At 75.2% G+C, this 18514-nt stretch carries 14 protein-coding genes; 2 read left to right on the forward strand and 12 right to left on the reverse strand.

Translation table 11 applies throughout. The features are described 5' to 3' along the window. Nucleotides 1-4: 4 nt before the first annotated feature. On the forward strand, nucleotides 5-1492 hold the full coding sequence (locus ACVMYR_RS24070; protein WP_077939791.1) for an MFS transporter: 1488 nt from the start codon (nucleotides 5-7) through the stop codon (nucleotides 1490-1492). Between the two features lie 36 nt (nucleotides 1493-1528). After that, the gene (locus ACVMYR_RS24075; RefSeq protein ID WP_457122812.1) at nucleotides 1529-2431 is read left to right on the forward strand and encodes an ABC transporter substrate-binding protein; all 903 of its coding nucleotides are present in this window, start codon (nucleotides 1529-1531) and stop codon (nucleotides 2429-2431) included. Nucleotides 2432-2522: 91 nt separating this feature from the next. Here ACVMYR_RS24075 and ACVMYR_RS24080 read toward each other — a convergent pair whose 3' ends face one another. The 12 genes from ACVMYR_RS24080 to ACVMYR_RS24135 all read right to left on the reverse strand — a co-directional run bounded on the left by ACVMYR_RS24080 (nucleotide 2523) and on the right by ACVMYR_RS24135 (nucleotide 18359). Continuing rightward, nucleotides 2523-4580 carry a hypothetical protein gene (locus ACVMYR_RS24080; RefSeq protein ID WP_457122813.1) on the reverse strand — a complete coding sequence of 686 codons (2058 nt, stop codon included), beginning with the start codon at nucleotides 4578-4580 and terminating at the stop codon, nucleotides 2523-2525. A gap of 35 nt (nucleotides 4581-4615) precedes the next feature. Continuing rightward, entirely contained in the window at nucleotides 4616-5686 is a 1071-nt protein-coding gene (locus tag ACVMYR_RS24085; RefSeq protein WP_457122814.1) for a glycoside hydrolase family 130 protein, read from the reverse strand. A gap of 2 nt (nucleotides 5687-5688) precedes the next feature. After that, nucleotides 5689-6549, reverse strand: a complete 861-nt coding sequence (locus tag ACVMYR_RS24090; protein WP_218107011.1) for a carbohydrate ABC transporter permease — start codon at nucleotides 6547-6549, stop codon at nucleotides 5689-5691. Nucleotide 6550: 1 nt separating this feature from the next. Then, nucleotides 6551-7513 carry a carbohydrate ABC transporter permease gene (locus ACVMYR_RS24095; RefSeq protein ID WP_077939795.1) on the reverse strand — a complete coding sequence of 321 codons (963 nt, stop codon included), beginning with the start codon at nucleotides 7511-7513 and terminating at the stop codon, nucleotides 6551-6553. Continuing rightward, nucleotides 7513-8796 (reverse strand): extracellular solute-binding protein, encoded by a 1284-nt coding sequence (locus ACVMYR_RS24100; RefSeq protein ID WP_457122815.1) that lies wholly within the window; start codon nucleotides 8794-8796, stop codon nucleotides 7513-7515. Before ACVMYR_RS24100 ends, ACVMYR_RS24095 begins: the two co-directional genes overlap by 1 nt. Nucleotides 8797-8900: 104 nt before the next feature. Then, complete coding sequence (locus tag ACVMYR_RS24105) at nucleotides 8901-9932, reverse strand: LacI family DNA-binding transcriptional regulator (protein WP_228986571.1); 1032 nt, start codon at nucleotides 9930-9932, stop codon at nucleotides 8901-8903. Between the two features lie 281 nt (nucleotides 9933-10213). Continuing rightward, nucleotides 10214-10537 (reverse strand): CU044_2847 family protein, encoded by a 324-nt coding sequence (locus ACVMYR_RS24110; RefSeq protein WP_077939801.1) that lies wholly within the window; start codon nucleotides 10535-10537, stop codon nucleotides 10214-10216. A 20-nt stretch (nucleotides 10538-10557) separates the two neighbouring features. Then, a complete protein-coding gene (locus ACVMYR_RS24115; RefSeq protein WP_457122816.1) occupies nucleotides 10558-11928 on the reverse strand; it encodes an ABC transporter substrate-binding protein in 1371 nt (456 codons plus the stop codon). Continuing rightward, on the reverse strand, nucleotides 11925-13040 hold the full coding sequence (locus ACVMYR_RS24120; protein ID WP_077939803.1) for a hypothetical protein: 1116 nt from the start codon (nucleotides 13038-13040) through the stop codon (nucleotides 11925-11927). The genes ACVMYR_RS24115 and ACVMYR_RS24120 overlap by 4 nt, the downstream gene beginning before the upstream one ends. After that, the gene (locus ACVMYR_RS24125; protein WP_077939804.1) at nucleotides 13037-14470 is read right to left on the reverse strand and encodes a vWA domain-containing protein; all 1434 of its coding nucleotides are present in this window, start codon (nucleotides 14468-14470) and stop codon (nucleotides 13037-13039) included. The genes ACVMYR_RS24120 and ACVMYR_RS24125 overlap by 4 nt, the downstream gene beginning before the upstream one ends. 11 nt (nucleotides 14471-14481) lie before the next feature. Further along, nucleotides 14482-16698 (reverse strand): tetratricopeptide repeat protein, encoded by a 2217-nt coding sequence (locus ACVMYR_RS24130; RefSeq protein ID WP_457122817.1) that lies wholly within the window; start codon nucleotides 16696-16698, stop codon nucleotides 14482-14484. Further along, the gene (locus tag ACVMYR_RS24135; RefSeq protein ID WP_457122818.1) at nucleotides 16698-18359 is read right to left on the reverse strand and encodes a trypsin-like peptidase domain-containing protein; all 1662 of its coding nucleotides are present in this window, start codon (nucleotides 18357-18359) and stop codon (nucleotides 16698-16700) included. The genes ACVMYR_RS24130 and ACVMYR_RS24135 overlap by 1 nt, the downstream gene beginning before the upstream one ends. Nucleotides 18360-18514: the final 155 nt, after the last annotated feature.

The raw sequence follows: 18514 nt of genomic DNA on the forward strand, positions 1-18514 counted from the left end.
GACGATGACCCTCACCTGGCGCAGCCGCGCCGCCCTGCTGGTGTGCTGCGGGACGCTGTTCCTCGGCGTCCTCGACGGCGCGGCGCTGAACCTGGCCCTGCCGTCGGTGCAGCGCGACCTGCGGCTGAGCACGGTCGAGCTGCAGTGGGTGGCGACCAGCAACGCGCTGGTGCGGGCCAGCCTCACCCTGCTGTGCGGCGCGGTCGCCGACCGGTACGGGCGGCGGCGGATGTTCCGGGTCGGGCTGCTGGTGTTCGTCGCGGGGTCGCTGCTGTGCGGGGTGGCCCCGCACGCGCCCGCCCTGATCGCCGCCCGGGGCGTGCAGGGCGTCGGGGGCGCGCTGATGGCCCCGCCCGCCCTCGCCCTCATCGCCAACCTGTTCCCCGACGCGCTGCGGCGAGGCCGGGCGCTGGGCACCTGGAGCGCGACGGCCGGGGTCTCCGCCGCCTGCGGGCCCCTGGTCGGCGGGGTGCTGGTGCAGGCTGCCGGCTGGCGCAGCCTCTTCGCCGTCAGCGTGGCCGGCGCGGCGGTGCTCTACGCCGGCACCCTGCTGCTGCCGCCGGGCGTCGTCGACGGCCCGCCCCGCCGCCTCGACGGGCTGGGCAACACCCTGGCCGCCCTGGTGCTGGTCGGCTTCACGTTCGCGCTGATCGACGGCCCGAGCCGGGGCTGGCTGAGCGGGCCCGTCCTGGTCGCGGTGGCGGTGGCCGTGGCCGCCGCCGTCGGGTACGTGCCGGCCGCCCGCCGCCGCCCCGACCCCGTGCTCGACCCGCGCCACCTGGCGATCCCCGCGCTGCGCGGCGCGGTGCTCACCGCGGTCGTGGCATACCTGGCGCTGGGCGGGTTCACCTTCGTCAACACCTTCTATCTGCAGCAGGTGCGCGGGTTCAGCCCGCTGGCCACCGGCCTGCTCACCCTGCCCACCACCCTCGGCACGCTCGTGCTCGCCAACGTCTCCGGCCGGATCGTCGGCCGGCACGGCGGCCGGCTGCCCGCCACCGTCGGGCACCTGTCGTTCGTGGCGTCGATGACCCTGCTCGCCCTGACCGTCACCACCGACGCGGGCCTGGCCCCGCTGCTCGTCGGCTACCTCCTGCTCGGCGCCGGCATGGGCCTGGTCAACCCGCCGGCCACCAACACGGCCGTGAACAGCCTGCCCCGCGAGCGGGCCGGGGTGGCCAGCGCCATCACCAGCGCCTCCCGGCAGATCGGCACGAACCTCGGGGTCGCCGTCCTCGGCGCGGTGGTGGTGTCGGTGCTGGCCTTGACCGGCCAGCCGACCGACGACATCGCCCGGGTCGCCGCCGAGGCCGGCGACGACTTCACCACCGCCCTGCGCGTCGCGTACGCGCTGGTGGCGGCGACCGCCGCGTACTGCGCGTACGCGACGTGGCGGCTGTTCCGGCCGCCACCCGACCGGCCGGCCGGAGAGGAGGTGGTGGGGATCGAGGACGCGCCGACGGCACCACCGACCGCTACCCCCGCCAGATAACGCACAGCACCAACCAGCACAGAAGGGACCACCCCGGTGACACTCAAGAAGGTCAGGAGCGTCCGCAGCGGCGCCATCTTCACCCTGCCGTACCTCGTCGGCCTGGAACACGGCTACTTCGCCGAGGAGGGCATCGACCTGGAGCTGGTCGCCCCCGGCTCGTACGACGCGGTGCTCAAGCCGATCGAGGAGCACGAGCTGGTCAGCTCGTTCGGCGGCATCTCCACGCCGTTCGAGAGCGGCGACGTCTCCCTCTACCGGGCCTGCGAGTGGGGGCAGATCCGCCGCTCCCACGACAGCGAGCGCGGCGGGCAGATCATCGCCAAGCGCGCCTCCGTGGCCAGCCAGGCGATCTTCGTGCGGCCCGACTCCGACATCAAGCACCCGCAGGGGCTGGCCGGCAAGACCGTCGGCGTCAACTTCCACCACGGCTCGCACTACCTGGCCATCCAGTCCCTCGAAGGCTTCCTGGAGCAGGACGAGATCAAGGTGGTGCACGCCGGCGGGCCGGCCGAGCGGTTCCGCAAGCTGCGCGACGGCGAGATCGACGCCGTGGCCCTGATGGAGCCGTGGACCACCGCCGCCGAGAAGCTCGGCTACGTGCTGGTCACCGAGGCGTTCTACGTCGGCTCGGAGATCGCCAGCGCCGACGTCGACCCGGAGACCTTCGCCGCCGTCGACCGGGCCGTCCGCCGGGCCGTCAAGAAGATCAACGAGGACATCCGGCCGTACCTGCACCACTTCGTCGCCGAGGTCCCCGAGGACCTGGTCAAGCTGGAGCCGGCGGACTTCCGGCTCGGCCGACTGCGCTACATCGACCCCGAGCCCTACCCGGAGGCCGAGTTCGAGCGCACCTACCGGTGGATGGTGAAGTGGGGCCTCATCGCGCCCGAGTCGACGTTCAGCTCCATCGTGGACAACCGCGTCGTCGCGGTCTGACCCGCGTGCGGGGGCCGGCCCGGCCAACGACGTCCGGGCCGGCCCCGCGCCACGATCAACAGCGCCGCACGACGGTCAGCGGCTCCGACGGTCAGCGCCGCACGACGGTGAAGCCGCCGGGCAGCACCGACGCCGGCACGGCCGCGCCGGACGCCACCGTCCGCGACCGGCGCACCCCCGCCGAGTCGTACGCCTCGACGACGGCCCGCCCCGCGCCGGGCAGGGTGAGCGTGGCCGTGCGGGGCGTGCGGGCGGCGCTGCGCAGCACCGCCGTGGCGTGGCCGTCCCCGGCGACGACGAACCGGGACAGCAGCGGCTCCAGCATGACCGCGTCGACCACCGCGCCGTCCCCGGCGGCCGTGGCCACCAGCGCCGTCGCCCCCGCCGGCAGCTCGCCCGGCCCGGACGGGGTCACCGGCAGCAGCACCCCCGGCGCGGGGGAGGTGCCCTGCGCGCCGGCCTGCCCGTGCCGTACCTGGCCCAGCGGCAGCTCCCGGCCGTCGCCGGACACGCCCGCCCAGCGGGTGACCGCCGACGCGCCCGGGGTCAGGTCGACCACCGGCAGCACCAGCTCCGGCTGGGCCGACGGCGGCAGCTCCCAGCGCACGGTCGACCCGGCGGGCATCCGCACGAGGCTGCCGCCGCTGATCGACGACTCCCCGGTCCACGACGAGGCCGGGGTCACCACGGCGGCCCCGCCGTCGCGCGCGCCCTGCTCCGCCTCGACCACGCGGGTGCCGACCCGCTCCACGATCCGGCCCTGCCGGGCCGCCTGCGCCACCTGCGGCCGGGCGTCCAGGGCGAGCATGCTGAGCAGGCCGTGGATGGTCGACTCGGCCCCGGAGTTGCGGTTGACGGCCCCGTCGCCGGAGATGCCGTCGATCGTGCGCCCCGTCGCCGGGTCGTACGCCGGCACGCCGGCCGCGTTCGCGCCGAAGTACCAGGCCGCGACCACCCCGGCGAGCTGGTCGAAGCCGTCGCGCCCGGTGGCATCGGCGACGGCGAGCAGCGACTGCAGGCGGGAGTCCACGCCGTAGGCGATCTGGCTGCGGTCCACCGGCGTGGGGATCCGCCCGTTGTCCGGGCCGCCGGAGGTGAGCAGCCACGGGGTGAACGTGGCGGAGTCGGCGACCGCCGGGTCGAGCAGCCGCCGGTCGCCGAGCGCCCTGCCGGCGGCGGCCAGCGCCGCCGGCATCTGCGAGCCCCAGCCGTGCCACATCGACCGCGACAGCGCCCACGGGCGCACCGCCCCGAACGGCCAGTGCCGGGCGTCGCCACCGGAGAGGGCGGCGATGCCCTCGGCGAAGCGGCGCAGCGCCCGGCGGGCCGCCGGCCCGCCGCCGGCCCGCACGTACGCGGCCAGCCCGAGGACCGCCTCGGCGGTGGCGTCGGCCCCGTCGGCGATCAGCCACGCGGGGGTGCGCTCGCCGTCGACGGTCTGGTAGGTGCCGTACCGGGACAGGACCTGCCGCTCCAGCGCCCCGACGGCCAGGTCGAGCCGCTCGTGCAGGAAACCGGCGAACCCGGCGTCGGCGGTGCGCCAGGCCGCGTACCCCTCGCCGAGCGCCCACACGGTGCGGGCCAGCCAGTACGACGGGCCGCTGTCGGACGGGTCCGGCAGCTCCACCGGCTCGGCGCTCGGGTTGAGCGTGCCGTCGGGCTGTGCCCACAGCACCACGTTGCCGGCGTGCGGCCCGGTCGTCGTCTGCAGGTAGGTCAGGCCGCGCAGCAGCTCCCGGGAGGCGTCCCGGCTGCCCGCCGCCCCGGTCTGCACCCAGTGCCGCAGGTAGACCACGGCGGCCCGGGACACGTCGTCGGCGTTGTACGCGCCCTGCCCCCAGGTGTCGGTGGCCGCGTCGTACGCGCCGCCGCCGACGCGGCGCAGGTCGCCGTCCGGCCCCGGCTCCGCGTACGTCCACAGCATGCCGACCTCGGGGGACTCGGCGAGCCGGTAGGTGGTGTGCCCGTCCTGGGCGGGCGGGGCGACGGCCTGGCGCAGGAAGTCCAGGTGCGCCAGGTTCGTCAGCGGCCCGCCGGCCGGGCCCGTGGCGGTGGACGGCGCGGCGGCGGGGGCGGCCCCGGCGGGGGAGCCGGCGAGCAGGGGAGTGGTCAGGGCGAGCCCGCCCAGCATCAGGGTGCGGCGCTTCACGGTGGCTCCTCGGTGCGGTCGGGACAGGGGTGTCGTCACGGGAGCCGGTCCAGCCGGGCCACGCCGATGCGGGAGTCGGCCATGCCGTAGAAGACGTAGTGGACGCCGTCGACCTCCTCGATGGCGGTCGGGAAGACCACGTTCGGCACGGTGCCGCTGCGCTCCTCGGCCAGCTCCGGCACGAGGATCGGCTCGGCGGTGCGGGCCAGCACCCGCGACGGGTCGGCCGGGTCGAGCAGCATCGCCCCGGCGGCGTACTCGACGCGCTGGGTGGTGGGGTCGAAGCCCTCGGGGATCTCGCCGGTGACCCCGTGGTGGATCAGCAGCCAGCCCTCGGGCACCCGCAGCGGCGGCGGGCCCGCGCCGATCTTCAGCTCCTCGTACGGGAATTCCGACAGCGCCACGCAGCGGTGCCCGCGCAGCCGCACGAGCGCCCCGACGTCGGCGCGCACCTCGTCGACCGGCACGTAGGAGATCCAGATGCCGGGCCGCTCGTCGGTGACGCCAGCGGGCAGGTGCACCCCCTCGCCGGGGCGGAACCAGCCCAGGTCCCACATCGGCCGGTGCAGCATCGCGAAGCAGTCCCGCCCGTCCGGGCCGGGCACCGGCTCGGGGAAGAACACGGCGTCCTTGTTGGGGAACATGTTCAGGTCGGTGTCCAGGTCGGGCTGGTAGCCGAACTGCACCGGCCCGAGCCGCCGCCAGTGCCGCAGGTCCTCCGACACCGCCAGGGCCAGGCGCGGGCCCAGCGGCCCGTACGCGACGTACGTCATCAGGTGCTTGCCGAGGTCCGGCACCCAGGTCGTGCGGGGGTCCTCGACCCCGGCGTTGTTCTTGCCCCGCTCCCAGCCCTCGTCGGGGGCCAGGACGACGCCCTCGCGGCGGACCCCGGCCGGCACGCCGTCGCGCAGCTCGACCTCGGCGAGGCCGACGCGGGACACGTTGCCCTCGGCCACGAGGCGGGGCAGCAGGTGCAGCCGCCCGTCGGGGGTGCGGCCGCTGGCCGGGTTCAACACCCCCTCGGCCTCCAGAAGCTGGCCGGGCTCGGGCGTCATCACGACGCCGACCCTGGTCAGGGTGTAGGGGACGGTGGTGGAGACAGTCATCGTCAACCTTTCACGCCGGAACCGATGTCGGTGGAGACGAAGTGCTTCTGGAAGGCCAGGAACAGGCCGACCGCCGGGGCGGCCAGGACGCACGCCCCGGCCAGCACCGCCCCGTACGGGTTGGCGGCGCGGGCCGCCACGTTGCTGATGTAGTTGGCCAGCGAGACCGCCAGCGGCTGCATGTCCGCCTGCTTGGTCACCAGGAACGGCCACAGGAACTCGTTCCACGGGCCGATGAACGTCAGCAGGACGACGGTCAGCAGCGCCGGGCGCACCAGCGGCAGCGCCACCGACCAGAGCACCCGCAGCTCGCCCGCGCCGTCGACGCGGGCGGCGGCGAACAGCTCGTCGGGCAGCTGCAGGAAGAACTGCCGGAACACGAACACGGCCGTGGTGTTGATCGCGAACGGCAGGATCATCCCGAGGTACGAGTCGGCCAGCCCGTAGCCGCGCACGATCAGCACGTACAGCGGGATCAGCAGGAGCTGGAACGGGATCACCTGCACCAGCAGCACGAGCGCGAACAGCGTGCCCCGGCCGCGGAAGCGCAGCCGGGCCAGCGCGTAGCCGGCGAGGATGCCGAAGACGACCGTGCAGGCGATCACCCCGCCGGTGAAGATCCCCGAGTTGACCAGGGAGCCGAGCAGGTCGACCCGGGCGTTGATGTCCCGGTAGTTGTCCAGGGTCAGCCCCGAGGTGGGGAACGCCCCGGCCGGGGAGGTGTCCGGTTCGGCCTGCAACGAGCCGACGAACATGTAGTAGAAGGGGAACAGGAAGACCAGCGCGCCGCCGAACAGCGCGACGGCGCGCAGCGCCGTGGCCAGCCGGCCGCCGGTGGTGGGCTTCGCGGGGGTGCGTGGCATGTCAGTCCCTCTCCAGCAGCCGCCGGTTGATCGCCGAGACCACCAGCACGCCGATCACCAGCAGCACGCCGATGGCGGCGGCCACGTCGGGCTGGCCCTGCTGGATGCCGCGCTGGTACATGACCAGCACCGGCGACGCCGACGACCCGTTCGGCCCCCCGCCGCCGGTGAGCAGGTACGGCTCGGTGAACAGGTTCGCGCCGGTGATGGTGGCCAGGATGACCACCAGGGCGGTCGCCGGGCGCACCGCCGGCACGGTCACCGACCGGAACCGGGCCCACGCCGACGCCCCGTCCACGGCCGCCGACTCGTACAGCTCCTTCGGCACGTTCTGCAGCGCGGCGAGGTAGAGCAGGATGAAGAAGCCGAGCTGCTTCCAGGCCACGAACACGGCGATCACCGGCATCGCGAGGCCCTCGTTGACCAGCCAGGACGGGTCGGGCGCCAGCGGACCGAGCACCCGGTTGACCAGCCCGTCGGAGTTGAACAGGAACAGCCACACCCCGACGACGGCGACGCTCGCGGTGACGTACGGGACGTAGAAGGCGACCCGCAGGAACGTCCGCGCCCGCACCACCTTGTTCAGCGCCACCGCCAGCAGCAGCGCCAGCCCGGCGGTGAGCGGCACGTTGATGACGAGGAAGACGCCGATGTTGCCGAACGCCTGGCGCACCTGCGGGTCGGTCAGCACCGCGCGGTAGTTGTCGAGCCCGACGAAGGGCCGGTCCACCACCGCGCCGGGGGCGGCGAAAAAGTAGTCGTGGAAGCTCATCCAGACCGCGAACCCGAGCGGGTAGGCGAAGACCGCGGCGACGAACACGGCGTACGGCGCGGCCAGGAGCAGGCCCACCGGGTGGCGGCCGAGCACCGCCGCCACCCGGCCGCGCGGGGCGCGGCGTCCGGCGCCGTCGCCGCCGGCCACCGGCCCGGCCTTGGCGGCGGCTGCGGCGTGGGCGGCGGCCATCAGGAGGCGGCGAGCTGCTCGGCCTTCTCCGCGGCGGCGGAGAGGGCGTCGGGCACCGGCTTCTTACCGAAGATCACCGACTCGGTGTACGCGTCGCGGAACGCCTGCCAGATCGCCACCGAGTTCGGCACGTTGGGCACCTCGACGGTGCGCGCGGCCTGCTGGGCGAAGCCCTGGTAGGCCGGGTTCTTCGCGAAGTAGTCGGGGTAGGCGGCCGGCAGGTCGGCCCGCAGCGGCATCTGGCCGGTGGCGGTGAGCAGCGCGCCGTCCTGCTCCTTGCTGGTGGCGAACGTCAGCACGTCCCAGGCGGTGGCGCGGTTCTGGCAGGCCGAGTACATGGCGACGTTCTTGGCGTCGCTGAACGTCCGCACCTGGTCGGCGGGGATGCCGGTGGAGGTGGGCACCGGCACGGCGCCCCAGGAGACCTTGTCCCGGTAGACCGAGATGGCCCACGGGCCGACGATGGCCATGGCGGCCTTGCCGTCGGCGAAGGAGTCGCCGTTGTACTTCTCCCTGGGGGCGAGGCCCTCGGCGTAGAGGGTCTTCCAGAACTCCGCGACCCGCTGCCCCTCCGGGGAGTTGAACTGTGGCTTGCCGCCGTCGAGGAGTTGCCTGCCGCCGGTCTCGGCGGCGAACAGCGGGTAGAAGTCGAACCAGGACTGGAAGAACTCGCTGGTCGGCGCGGGGTAGATGGCGGCCGGGGCGGCGCCGGACGACTTGATCTTGCGGGCGGCGGCGAGGAACTGGTCGTACGTGGCCAGCTGCGGCTTCTCCGGGTCGAGGCCCGCCTTGGCGAAGACCTTCTTGTTGTAGAAGATCATCACCGGGTTCGACTTCCACGGCAGCTGGTAGAACTTGCCGTCCGGCGACTTGTACTGCCCGGCCGTCTCGCCCGTGCGTTCGGTGATGTAGTCGGTGGCGCCGGCGAAGGAGTCGAGCGCGACGAGGCCGCCCTGCTTCTGGAACTGCGGCACGGCGGCGGGGGCGGTGTTGAAGATCAGGCACGGGGCGTTGCCGGCGGTGATGGCCGCCCCGATGACCTCCTCGGAGCTGGTGCCGGCCGGGATCTCCTGGGCGGTGATCGTCTGGTCGGCGTGCTGGGCGTTCCACGCCTGCATCATCGCCTTGCCCCAGGCGACCTCCTCGGCGTTGTTGGACAGCCAGATGGTGATCGGGCCGCGGGCGGCGTTGGCCTTGCCGGCGTCGCCGCCGCCGGAGTCGCCGCAGCCGGCGGTGGCGGCCAGGGCGACGGTCAGCAGGGCGGCGGGAAGGGTCCGTCTCATGTCTTCTCCGATCCGGGACGGGGTCAGGTTCGTCCGCCCGCCGGGCCGGTGGCCGTCGGCGGTGCGGGTGAGGCGGTGCTGGGTCGGGGTGTGGTGGGCTCTGTTCAGGGGTGTCGGGTGGGCGGTGGTGCCGTCGATCCGCGCACGACCAGCGGCGCGGGTGGGGTGGGGATGTCCGCGCCGGGCCGGCCGTCGATGAGGTCGAGCAGGGCGTCCGCGGCGGCCCGGCCCCAGCCGAAGGGGTCGGTGCGGACGGTGGTGAGGGTGGGGGTGACGTAGCCGGCGAGCTCCGTGTCGTCGAAGCCGGTGATCGACAGCTCGTCGGGCACCCTGATGCCGAGCTGGACGGCGACCGAGAGGCCGGCGATCGCCATCAGGTCGTTGCCGTAGACGATCGCGGTGGGCGGGTCGTCGGTGTCCAGCAGCGCGCGGGTGGCCTGCGCGCCGCCGGCCGCCGAGAAGTCCGACTCGACGCACGGGCCGGCGGTCAGGCCGGCGTCGGCGAGGGCCTGCTCCCACGCCTGGCGGCGCACGGAGCCGTGCAGGAAGTGCAGCGGCCCCGAGACGTGGGCGATGCGGCGGTGCCCGAGCCCCGCCAGGTGGGTCACGGCCGCCGTGACCCCGGGCCGGTCGTCGACCAGCAGCGCGGGATGGTTGCTGGGCACGTCCGGCCGGCCGATGGTGACCGCCGGCAGCCCCAGCTCGGCCAGCAGGGCGATCCGCGGGTCGCCGAGCCGCAGGTCGAGCACGAACACCCCGTCGACCCGCTCGGCCGTGGCGAGCCGGCGGTAGCTGGCCTCCTCCACCGACAGGTCCGGCACCACCTGGAGCACCAGCGACTGCCCCCGGTCGGACAGGGTCCGCTCCACGCCGGCGATGAACGACGGGTAGAACGGGTCGGCCCCGAGCAGCTCGGGCGGCCGCGCGATCACCATGCCGACGCTGAACGCCCGCGACGCGGACAGGGCCCGGGCCCGGTGGCTCGGGGTCCAGCCCAGCGACGCGGCCACGGCCAGGATGCGGGCGCGGGTCTCCTCGGCCACCCCGGGACGCCCGTTGAGGGCGAAGGACACCGCGCCCTTGGACACTCCGGCGGCCTTCGCGACGTCGGTGATGGTCGGTCGGCTCGGTCCCACGCGCGGCATCCTCTCGGCCATAGTCCGGCAATGCTCGGTTCACACCGCTGCAACAAACGCCCCCCGTTGGAGAGGGACGCTAGACCGGTTTAGTAGCCCGCGCAAGCCCAGCGCCGATCCCGTTCGCCCGGTCCCGACGCGCTCACGCAGCGTCGCCGGGATGGACTCCGGGCACGCGAAGGGCCGCCCGGCGGATCGCCGGGCGGCCCGATGTCGCCGCGTACGCGCAGGTCAGGACGGGGTGTGAGCGCCGGCGGACGACGTCACCCCGACGGCGCCGCTCAGGCGCTCGGCTCCCGGTGCCAGCGCACGGTCACCTGGAGCTGCCCCTGCACGCCGGTGCGGGCGATCAGCGCGCCCGCGTCGGCCGTCAGCTGGATCCCGAAGCTGATCTCCACCTCGTCCGGCCGGTCCACCATGGAGCGGAACTCGGTCAGCGCGGCCGACGCGGCGTCCCGCGCCTGGCCGATCGCCTTGTTGAAGCTCACCCCGGCCCGGCGGAGCACGTCGTCGGCGACGGACGCCGGGGCGATCCCCGGCGTCTCGTCCACGGCCACGAGCACGGTCCCCCCGCCGTCGAGGGCGAACTCGACCACCTCGCTCATCCACTGTCCCTTCTCGATGGCTACCCCGGTGGGCTGAGGCACGGCAGCCCCAGCCACTCCTGCGGCGGTGTCCGCTTCCGCACGCTATCCAACTCCCTCAACAGGCTGCCGAGCAGCGTGGGATCCGCCAGGTACTGCAGGACGGCCGAGTGGAACGCGGCGGTCATCGCCGCCGGCATCATGTCCGAGGCGTCCCGGCACAGCGTGCCGGTGGCGAGGGTCCGCGCGATGCGGCGCGGCAGACCGTCCGGGTACGCCGCCGCGTCGGTGGCCGCGTTCAGGGTGAACGCCAGGTGGCCGCTCGCCTCCCGCCACACCCGGCGGGCCGGCTCGCCGGCCAGGAAACGGATCAGCGCCCGGGCCTGCGGCGAGTCGGCGAACATGCCCACCACGTCCTCGGAGACCTCCCGCACCGGCGCGTCCGTCGCGCCGAACGCCGGTGAGGGGAAGAAGTCGAACTCCGGCGACGGGCCCGGCTCGGACCTCTCGGGGTGCTCGGCCAGGAACTTCCGGTAGGACCCGACGATGAACGAGGCCTGATGGTCGAGGAAGCACCTCGGGGGCGAGACGAGCATCCCCGGCCCCGCCACGTCGAAGTTGGTCAGCAACGGGTTGGGGGTGCCCCGCCCGGCGCCCACCAGCGCACCCCACTCCTGCCAGGCGCCCCGCACCTCCGGCGACGTCCACGCCTGCTGCCCGGCAGCCCACCGCTGGTAGACGGTCTGCCCGGAGCGGTGCAGCAGGATGTCCTCGATCCAGTCGGTGCCCGGCCACCCGGACTGCGGCTGCGACCCCATCCCGAGGCACCACGGCGCGCCCTCACGGGTGTCGAGGGCGCGGGTCAGCGCCACCAGCTCCGCCCACGTCGCCGGCGGTGACGTCACGGTGGGACCGCCCGGTGCGTTCGTGCGGTACCAGATCAGGCTCTTGGCGTGCACGGCGACGGACAACCCGTACACCCGGGCATCCGTGGCCCCCGGGGGCGGCAGCCGGAGCAGCTGCGGGTCGAGACCCGCCTCGTCGGCCGGGACGACGTCGTCGAGCGGGAACAGGTCGCCGCTGCGCACGTACGCCTTCAGGTCGTTGAGCCGGGGCAGCACCGCCACGTCGGGCGGCCGGCCCCGGTCGACCCCGGACCGCAGCACCTGGCTGACGTCCCGGGTGCCCTGGTAGCTGACCTCGATCCCGGTCTCCGCCGTGAAGGCGTCCAGCACCGCCAGGAAGGGCCAGGCCTCGCTGCGCCGCCTGCGCTCCTGCGCGGTGCCGCCGACGCCGTCCTCCGACCAGGACGCGACGACGCTCAGGGCGCGCGGCCGTGGAGGATCGGCGCAGGCGGTCGGGCCGGCGCCGACGAGCAGGACCGGGATCAGGGCGAGCGCGCCGCGTCTCATCGCTGCCGATACCTGTATTCCTCTAGTCGGGGCAGGAAACCGACGACCACCAGCGCGGCGGCGAGCAGGGCCGCCGCCGGCAGGACGACCTCGCCGCCGCGACTGTTCGCGGCCCGCGCCGCGAGCCCGGTGGCGTCCTGGCCGTGCCGCCACGCCGTGCGACCGGCGGCCCCGACCTGGTCCGCCGCCTCGGCCGGCCCCCGATCGCCGTCGCGCTGGGCGAGGACCTGCTCGATCGTGTCCGTGCACGGCGTCGGGGTGCAGGCGGTGGTGAGCAGGCCGGCCAACTGCGTGGCGTTGCGGTCGGCCAGCGCCGCCAGTTGGAGCCCCCGGGCGTCGGCCGCCCGGTCCGTCGCGGCCCGGGCGTCGCCGAGCTGGCCCGTCGAGTGCAGGCTCGTCGCCGTCGTGCCGCCCAGCGCCAGCACCGCGAGCGTCGCCAGCAGCAACGGCGCGTTCAGCGCCCGCCGGAACCGGCGACGCAGGAACAGCTGGGCGGCGACCAGCAGCGCGCCGAGGACGAGCACCGGCAGCAGCCAGAGCAGGATCGTCGCCCGGCCCGTCCAGGCCCCGTCGACCTGCCGGTCCAGCGCCGCGTCCTGCTTCCCCACCAGCCCGTCGAGGCGCACCAGGATCTCCTCCAGCAGGCCCGACGCGTCGCGCAGCGCGGCGGCGCCCAGCGCCCCGCCGCCGGGCTGGGCGAAGTGCGCGTGGGCCCGCTCGATCAGACCGGTGTAGGTGACCAGCGACGCCTCGACGACCTGGATGTCGCGACTGCCCTCGTCGCCGGCGGCGTTGTCCTCCGCGACCTCGGCCAGGTGCTGGCCCGCGCGGGCGATCTGGTTCTGGTAGTCCTCGCCCGGGCCGGCGAGCAGCCGGGTGCCGGCGGCGAAGCTGGCCACCGCCGCGCCGTGGGCCTCCCGCAGGGCGACCTGGGTGTCGTACACGGCCAGGATCGCCGGCACGGAACGGTCGTACGCGGCCTCCGTGGTGCGTTGCACCCCGAGGAAGACCGCGAGGCAGCCGGCCAGCGCTACCGCGTTCGCGGCGAGCAGCGCCCACAGCAGCCGCAGCAGCGTCCGCCGGGTGGTGCTGGTCAGCGCCGTGCCGCTCACGTCGGCACCGGGCCGGCGTCGGCGGGGTCGGTGAACTCGTGGCGGCACCGCTGGCAGAACCGGGCGTCCGGCGGCGAGCGGTGGCCGGCCGGGCAGACCCGGGGCGGGGCGTCGGCGGCCGGCACGGGCCCCGACGCCGCCCGCGGCCCCTGGTCGCGCACCGTGACCGACGACCGCACGGCCACGCTGATCACGTCGAGCCGGGGCAGGTCGTCGCGCAGGCGTACCGAGGTGGCGTCGACGTCCTCGACGAGCAGCCGAAGCTGCTCCAGGTGGAACGCGTCACCGGCGGCGGTGGCCAGCTCCACCGCGCGGCCGAGCAGCTGCGCGGCGGTCGCCCGGTCGCCCGTGTCGTACGCGTCGCAGCCGTCGGCGATGAGCCGGCTCAGCTCCTCCTGCCCCGTGTAGTGGGCCACCCGCGGGTCGATCCGGCTGGACAGGGCCAGGTCCTCCGTCCAGTGCGCCAGGACGTTCACCGGCCGGGCGGCCGGGGCGTCGTCCACCAGCAGGTCGACGCGGGCGACCCGCAGGTCCTCGCCCGTCGGCCGGCCCGCCGGGTCCACCTCGAGGCACAGGTGGTATTCCCGGCTCTCCGCCCCCCAGGAGCCGGTCGCGCAGGCCACGGACCGGTCGTCGACCGGCGTCACGGGCAGCTCCATGATCGTGGGATGCACCTGCCGGCAGGACAGCACCCGCGCCGGCGGCACCACGGCGATCCGCAGGCCCGCCCGGGCCACCCGCTTGGCCATCGTGGCCCGCATGGTCGCCCGGAAGTCGGCCTCCAACTCCTCGGGCCGACGGACCGCGTCGGCGGTGCCGTGCAGCGCCTCGGCGACGCGCGTCAGCTCGCGGGGCTCCCAGGCGTCGCCGACGCCCCGGGCGTCGCAGACGAACTGCCCCGCGCAGGCCGCCAGCACCTCCGCCAGCCGCTGCGGCGTCTCGTGCTCGTTGCGGCCGTCGGTGAGCAGCAGGGCGTGCCGGATCGCCTCGGGGTGCTCCGCCAGCAGCTCCCGGGCCAGCTCCAGCCAGCTGCCGATCGCCGTGCCGCCGGCCGCGGCGAGCCGGCCCAGCTCGCGCCGGGCCGCGTCCCGGGTGGCCGGTGCGGCGGCGGCCAGGCCCCGGTGGGCGGGGTAGACCATCCGGGCCTCGTGGGTGCCCTCCACCACGGCGAAGCGGACCCCGTCCGGGAGCATCTCGACGGCCGCGGCGGTGGCCCGCCGGGCCGCGCCGAGCTTCGTCGGCGGGTGCGCCATGGACCCGGAGCAGTCGACGACGATCACCTCCGCGTAGCGGGCCCCGTCGACCTCCGCCGGGGCGTCGCCCGCCCCGGCGGACGCGGTGACGGTGAGGATCGCGTGCAACTGGCGGTCTCCCGTGGACAGGAAGCGGTCGTGGTCGATCCGCAGGTCGAAGTCGAGCGCGCTGGACACCGGGTCGCTCCTCACCGTGATCGCAGGAAGGTCAGTGGCCGGACCGCGTTCGCCCGGTCGACGAGGACACCGTGGTCGTTGGCCGTGCGCGCCTGCCGGGCCAGGTCCCGCAGGGAGCTCTCCAGCAGCCGCCGCAGGGACCGCTCCGACGGCGCGTCGCCCAGCGTCTCGCCGCCGGCCAGGCCGGCGGTGCCGTGCACGAGGACCCGGCCCAGGGCGGCCTGCCGGAGCACCGCCGTCATCCGGTCGCGGGCCTCCCCGTGCCGGGCGCCCCCGTCCAGCCGCAGCCGGCCGAGGCGGCGCACCGCCTCGTTGAGGTGCTCCGCGCCGGGCGGGTCGTCGCCGAGCCGGGCGGCCAGCACCCGCACGGCCGCGACCTGGGCGGCGTCGTAGTGCCGGGACACGCGGGGGACGCCGTCGAGGAACCGCACCGCCGCCGCCCGGTCGCCGTCGGCCAGCCGCAGCCGGGCCAGACCGAACGCGGCGCTGGCGGCCGACCGGTCCCGACGCCACACCGCCCGGTAGTAGCGGGTCGCCTCGCCGGCGTCGCCCCGCTGCTCCGCGCAGTAGCCGAGCGCCAGCTTCGGCGCCACCTCGCCCGGCAGCTCCGCGTACGCCCGGTCGAACCGCTCGGTGGCCTCGGCCACGGCGGACCGGGCGAGCGCCAGCAGGCCGTGGTGCCAGACCAGCCGCCAGTCGGCCACCGCGTCCTCGGCCAGCAGCCCGGCCGCGACGGCCAGGGCCTCCTCGGCCGGGCCCGCCCCGGCCAGCTCCAGGTGCGCCCGGCAGCGCGACAGCTGGACCTCGACCGAGGCCGTCTCGAACGCCGCGAGCCGGGCCAGCAGGCTGCGGGGGTCGAGCGCGCCGATCAGGTGCAGGGCGGGGGTGGCGGGGTCGCCGGCCGCGGGGCGGGGCACCGGCAGGCCGGTGGCCACCGAGGGCGGCGCCGGGCGGCCGTGGTGCGGCAGGTCGGCGGCGGCCGGGTCCGTCCAGGCGGCCAGCCCCGGCACCGCGCCGAGCCCGGCGTCGAGCAGCGCCGCCGTGGGGGCGAACACGGTCGACGGTTCCTGGCCACGGTCGGCCGGGGGAGCCGGCAACAGCTCCCGCAGCACACCCTTGAGCTGCTCGGACATCTCGGAGGCGGACGCGAAGCGGCGACGCCACTCGGGATGGGCGGCCCGGGTGACCAGCCGCCCGAAGGACTCCGCCCCGAGGTCGGGCTCGCGGCCGGGGGAGTCGAGCGGGGGGCGGCTCAGCTCCCGCAGCATGACCCCGACCGCGTAGAGGTCCGAGCGCACCGTGAACCCGTGCGCGGCCAGCTCCGTGGGGCTGACCCCGTAGGTCTCGGTGCGCACTCTCGGGCTGTGCCGGTCGTCGGCCCGGCGCACCCCGCCGAGGTCGATCAGCTTGACCCGGTCGGCGGTGCGGATGACGTTGCCCGGGTGCAGGTCGGTGTAGAGCAGCCCCTTGCCGTGCAGGTGGTCCAGCGCGGTCAGGATCTCGTGGCCGTACGCCAGCACCTCCACCAGGGGCAGCGTGACCGCCGGCCGGGCCGGGTCGACCGCCGCCTGCCACAGCTCGTGCAGCGGCATCCCCTCCAGGTATTCCATCACGATGTAGCTGGTCCGCCCGCCGAAGAGGCGGTCCTCCGCGCTGACGAAGTTGAAGATCCGGACGATGTTCGGGTGGTCCAGGGTGGTCAGGAACTGCCGTTCGGAGACCTCGATCGCCAGGGCGTCGGGCTCGGTCTTGTTGATCAGCCGCTTCAGGGCCATGGGCTTGCGGTCGAGGTGGACGTCCTCGGCGAGGTAGACCTGCCCCAGGCCGCCCCGGGCCAGGTAGCCGACCACTTCGTACTGGCCGGCCACCACGTCGCCGGGCGCGAGGGCGGAGACGAACGCGAAGGGCGTGCCGCAGTGCGGGCAGTAGCCGTGGTCGAGCCGCTCGGCCCCGCCCCGGCCGACCTCCCGCCGGCAGGCGGGGTTGGCGCAGAACCGCTCGTGCTCGGGCACCGTCAGGCCGGCCGTCGTGCGCCGGTGGCCGGTGAAGTCGCGCACCGGCAGGGACACCAGGCCCGCCACCGGCCAGGTTTCGTGCCCGACCGGCGCACCGGCCGTCGGCGTCGCGGCGCGCGCCGGCCGCGTCGGCCAGGGCGCGAGGCCGCAGACCTCGCAGAAGCCGTCGGCGTCGACGACGCCCGGACAGTCCGGGGTACGCGCACAGCGCATCAGGACGGCGCCCCTTCCCGCCGGTCGTCGAGGGCACGGCGGACCGCCTCGGCGTAGGCGTGCACGGCGTCGGCGGCGTCGGCGAGGTCGCAGGGGCCGGCCCAGAGCAGGTCGTGGGCCCGCCGGTAGAACCGCCCGATACCCCGGTGCTCGGTCAACCCGCCGGCGACGGCGCGGGCCCGGTGCGCGTCCAGCAGCCCCCGCAGCTGCTGGTGCTCGGTGGCCCGCGCGGTCAGCTCGTGTCGCAGCGCGGTCACCTCGTGCAGGGCCCGGTCGGTGCCCTGCTCCATGGCGGCCAGGTGCTCCAGCAACGGGCCGGGGTCGGGCTCCCGGGCCGCGGCCAGCAGCGCGGTGAGCCGGATCCGCAGCTGGCTGGCCCGCGGCTTCGCCGGTGGCAGCCCGCGCACGCGTGCCTCGATCCGGCGGCGGTGCTCGCGGGCCAGGTGTTCGGCCTCGCGCAGCCCGGCGATCCGGCGGGCCAGCAGCGCGAGCCGCAGGCCGACCGCCGGGCTGCGGAAGCCCACCAGGATCCGCAGGTCGCGTTCGGCGGCACGGTCGACGATCGGGCCGACGACGTCGTCGACCAGCGCCTTGGGGTCGCTCGACTCGTCCACGCCGTCGATCAGCAGCGACCGGGGCGACGCGTCGCCGAGCAGGTCGCCCGCCGCGGCCTCCGCCGGGGGCCCGGTGGAGCCGACGAAGCCCAGGATCCGCGCGGCCAGCTCCCGTGGTGGCTTGCCGGCGGCGTCCAGCGCCAGGTCGATGCTGCCCAGCGGCGGTAGCGACGGGTCCCGTTCGGCGGCGGCCGGATCGACCGACGACGGCCGGAGCTGCCGGTTGGACAGCACCACGGCCCGGCGCACGGTGGCCGAGGCCGTCGACGTGGGCGGACCGGTGACGACCACCAGGACGTTCTGCGGTGAGCGGCGGGCGAAGAACGCGGCCGTGCGCCGGGCGACCTCGCCGTCCTCCCGGCCGCCGCCCACCGACGTCAACTCACGGTCGACGGAGGAGTCGCCGACCACCCACGCCTGGAGCAGGGGCAGATGGTTGAGCAGTGTCTCCACGGGGATCATGAACGAACGGCCGGAGGCGGGGCCGCTGTAGTAGGAGACCACCATGCCCACCACGTAGCCGGTCTCGTTGTCGACCGCCGCCGCGCCGCTGAACCCGCTGCGCACCCGGAGCCCGGGGGTCGCCGGGCTCGGATCCATCTGCATCCACTCGTTGGCCGGGCCCGTGCCCCCGTGCAGGACGGCGTGGACGGTCTCGCCGTCGCGGAACTCCTTGGGAAAGCCGAAGGCGTAGACGTGCTTCTCCCACAGCGGCAGCCGCCGCAGCTCGGCGCCCGGGCGGCCGGGGACCGGATCGGAGAGTTCGAGCAGGGCGATGTCGCCCTGGCCCTCCTTGCCCGCCGGCACCCAGCCGCCGGCCACGACCCCGGCGGACCGGGCGGGCAGCCGGGGCAGGCGGACCAGCTCGACCTGGACCCGGTCGGCGGGCGGGTCAGCCCCGGCCGCCGCGCGGCCGACCGCACGGTCGACGACGTGGGCGCAGGTGAGGACGTGCCGGTCGCCCAGCAGCGTCCCGCTGCCGAAAATCACGCCGCGGGCGCCACGGATGCGCACCACCCATGGCTGACGGCCGTGATTCTCCTTCACCTGTGCATGGTATTCGCAGATCCTTTCGGGGGTGGGGCACGGAATTGACCATTGTAAGAAAGACGACTCGGTCGCGAAACGTGAAGGCGACGGCGGTCGACACCATTCGGGAATTGCCGCCACCGCGATTCCCAGGGCCCGCGCGGCCCCTCCCG

This window comes from Micromonospora sp. PTRAS2, from assembly GCF_054052245.1.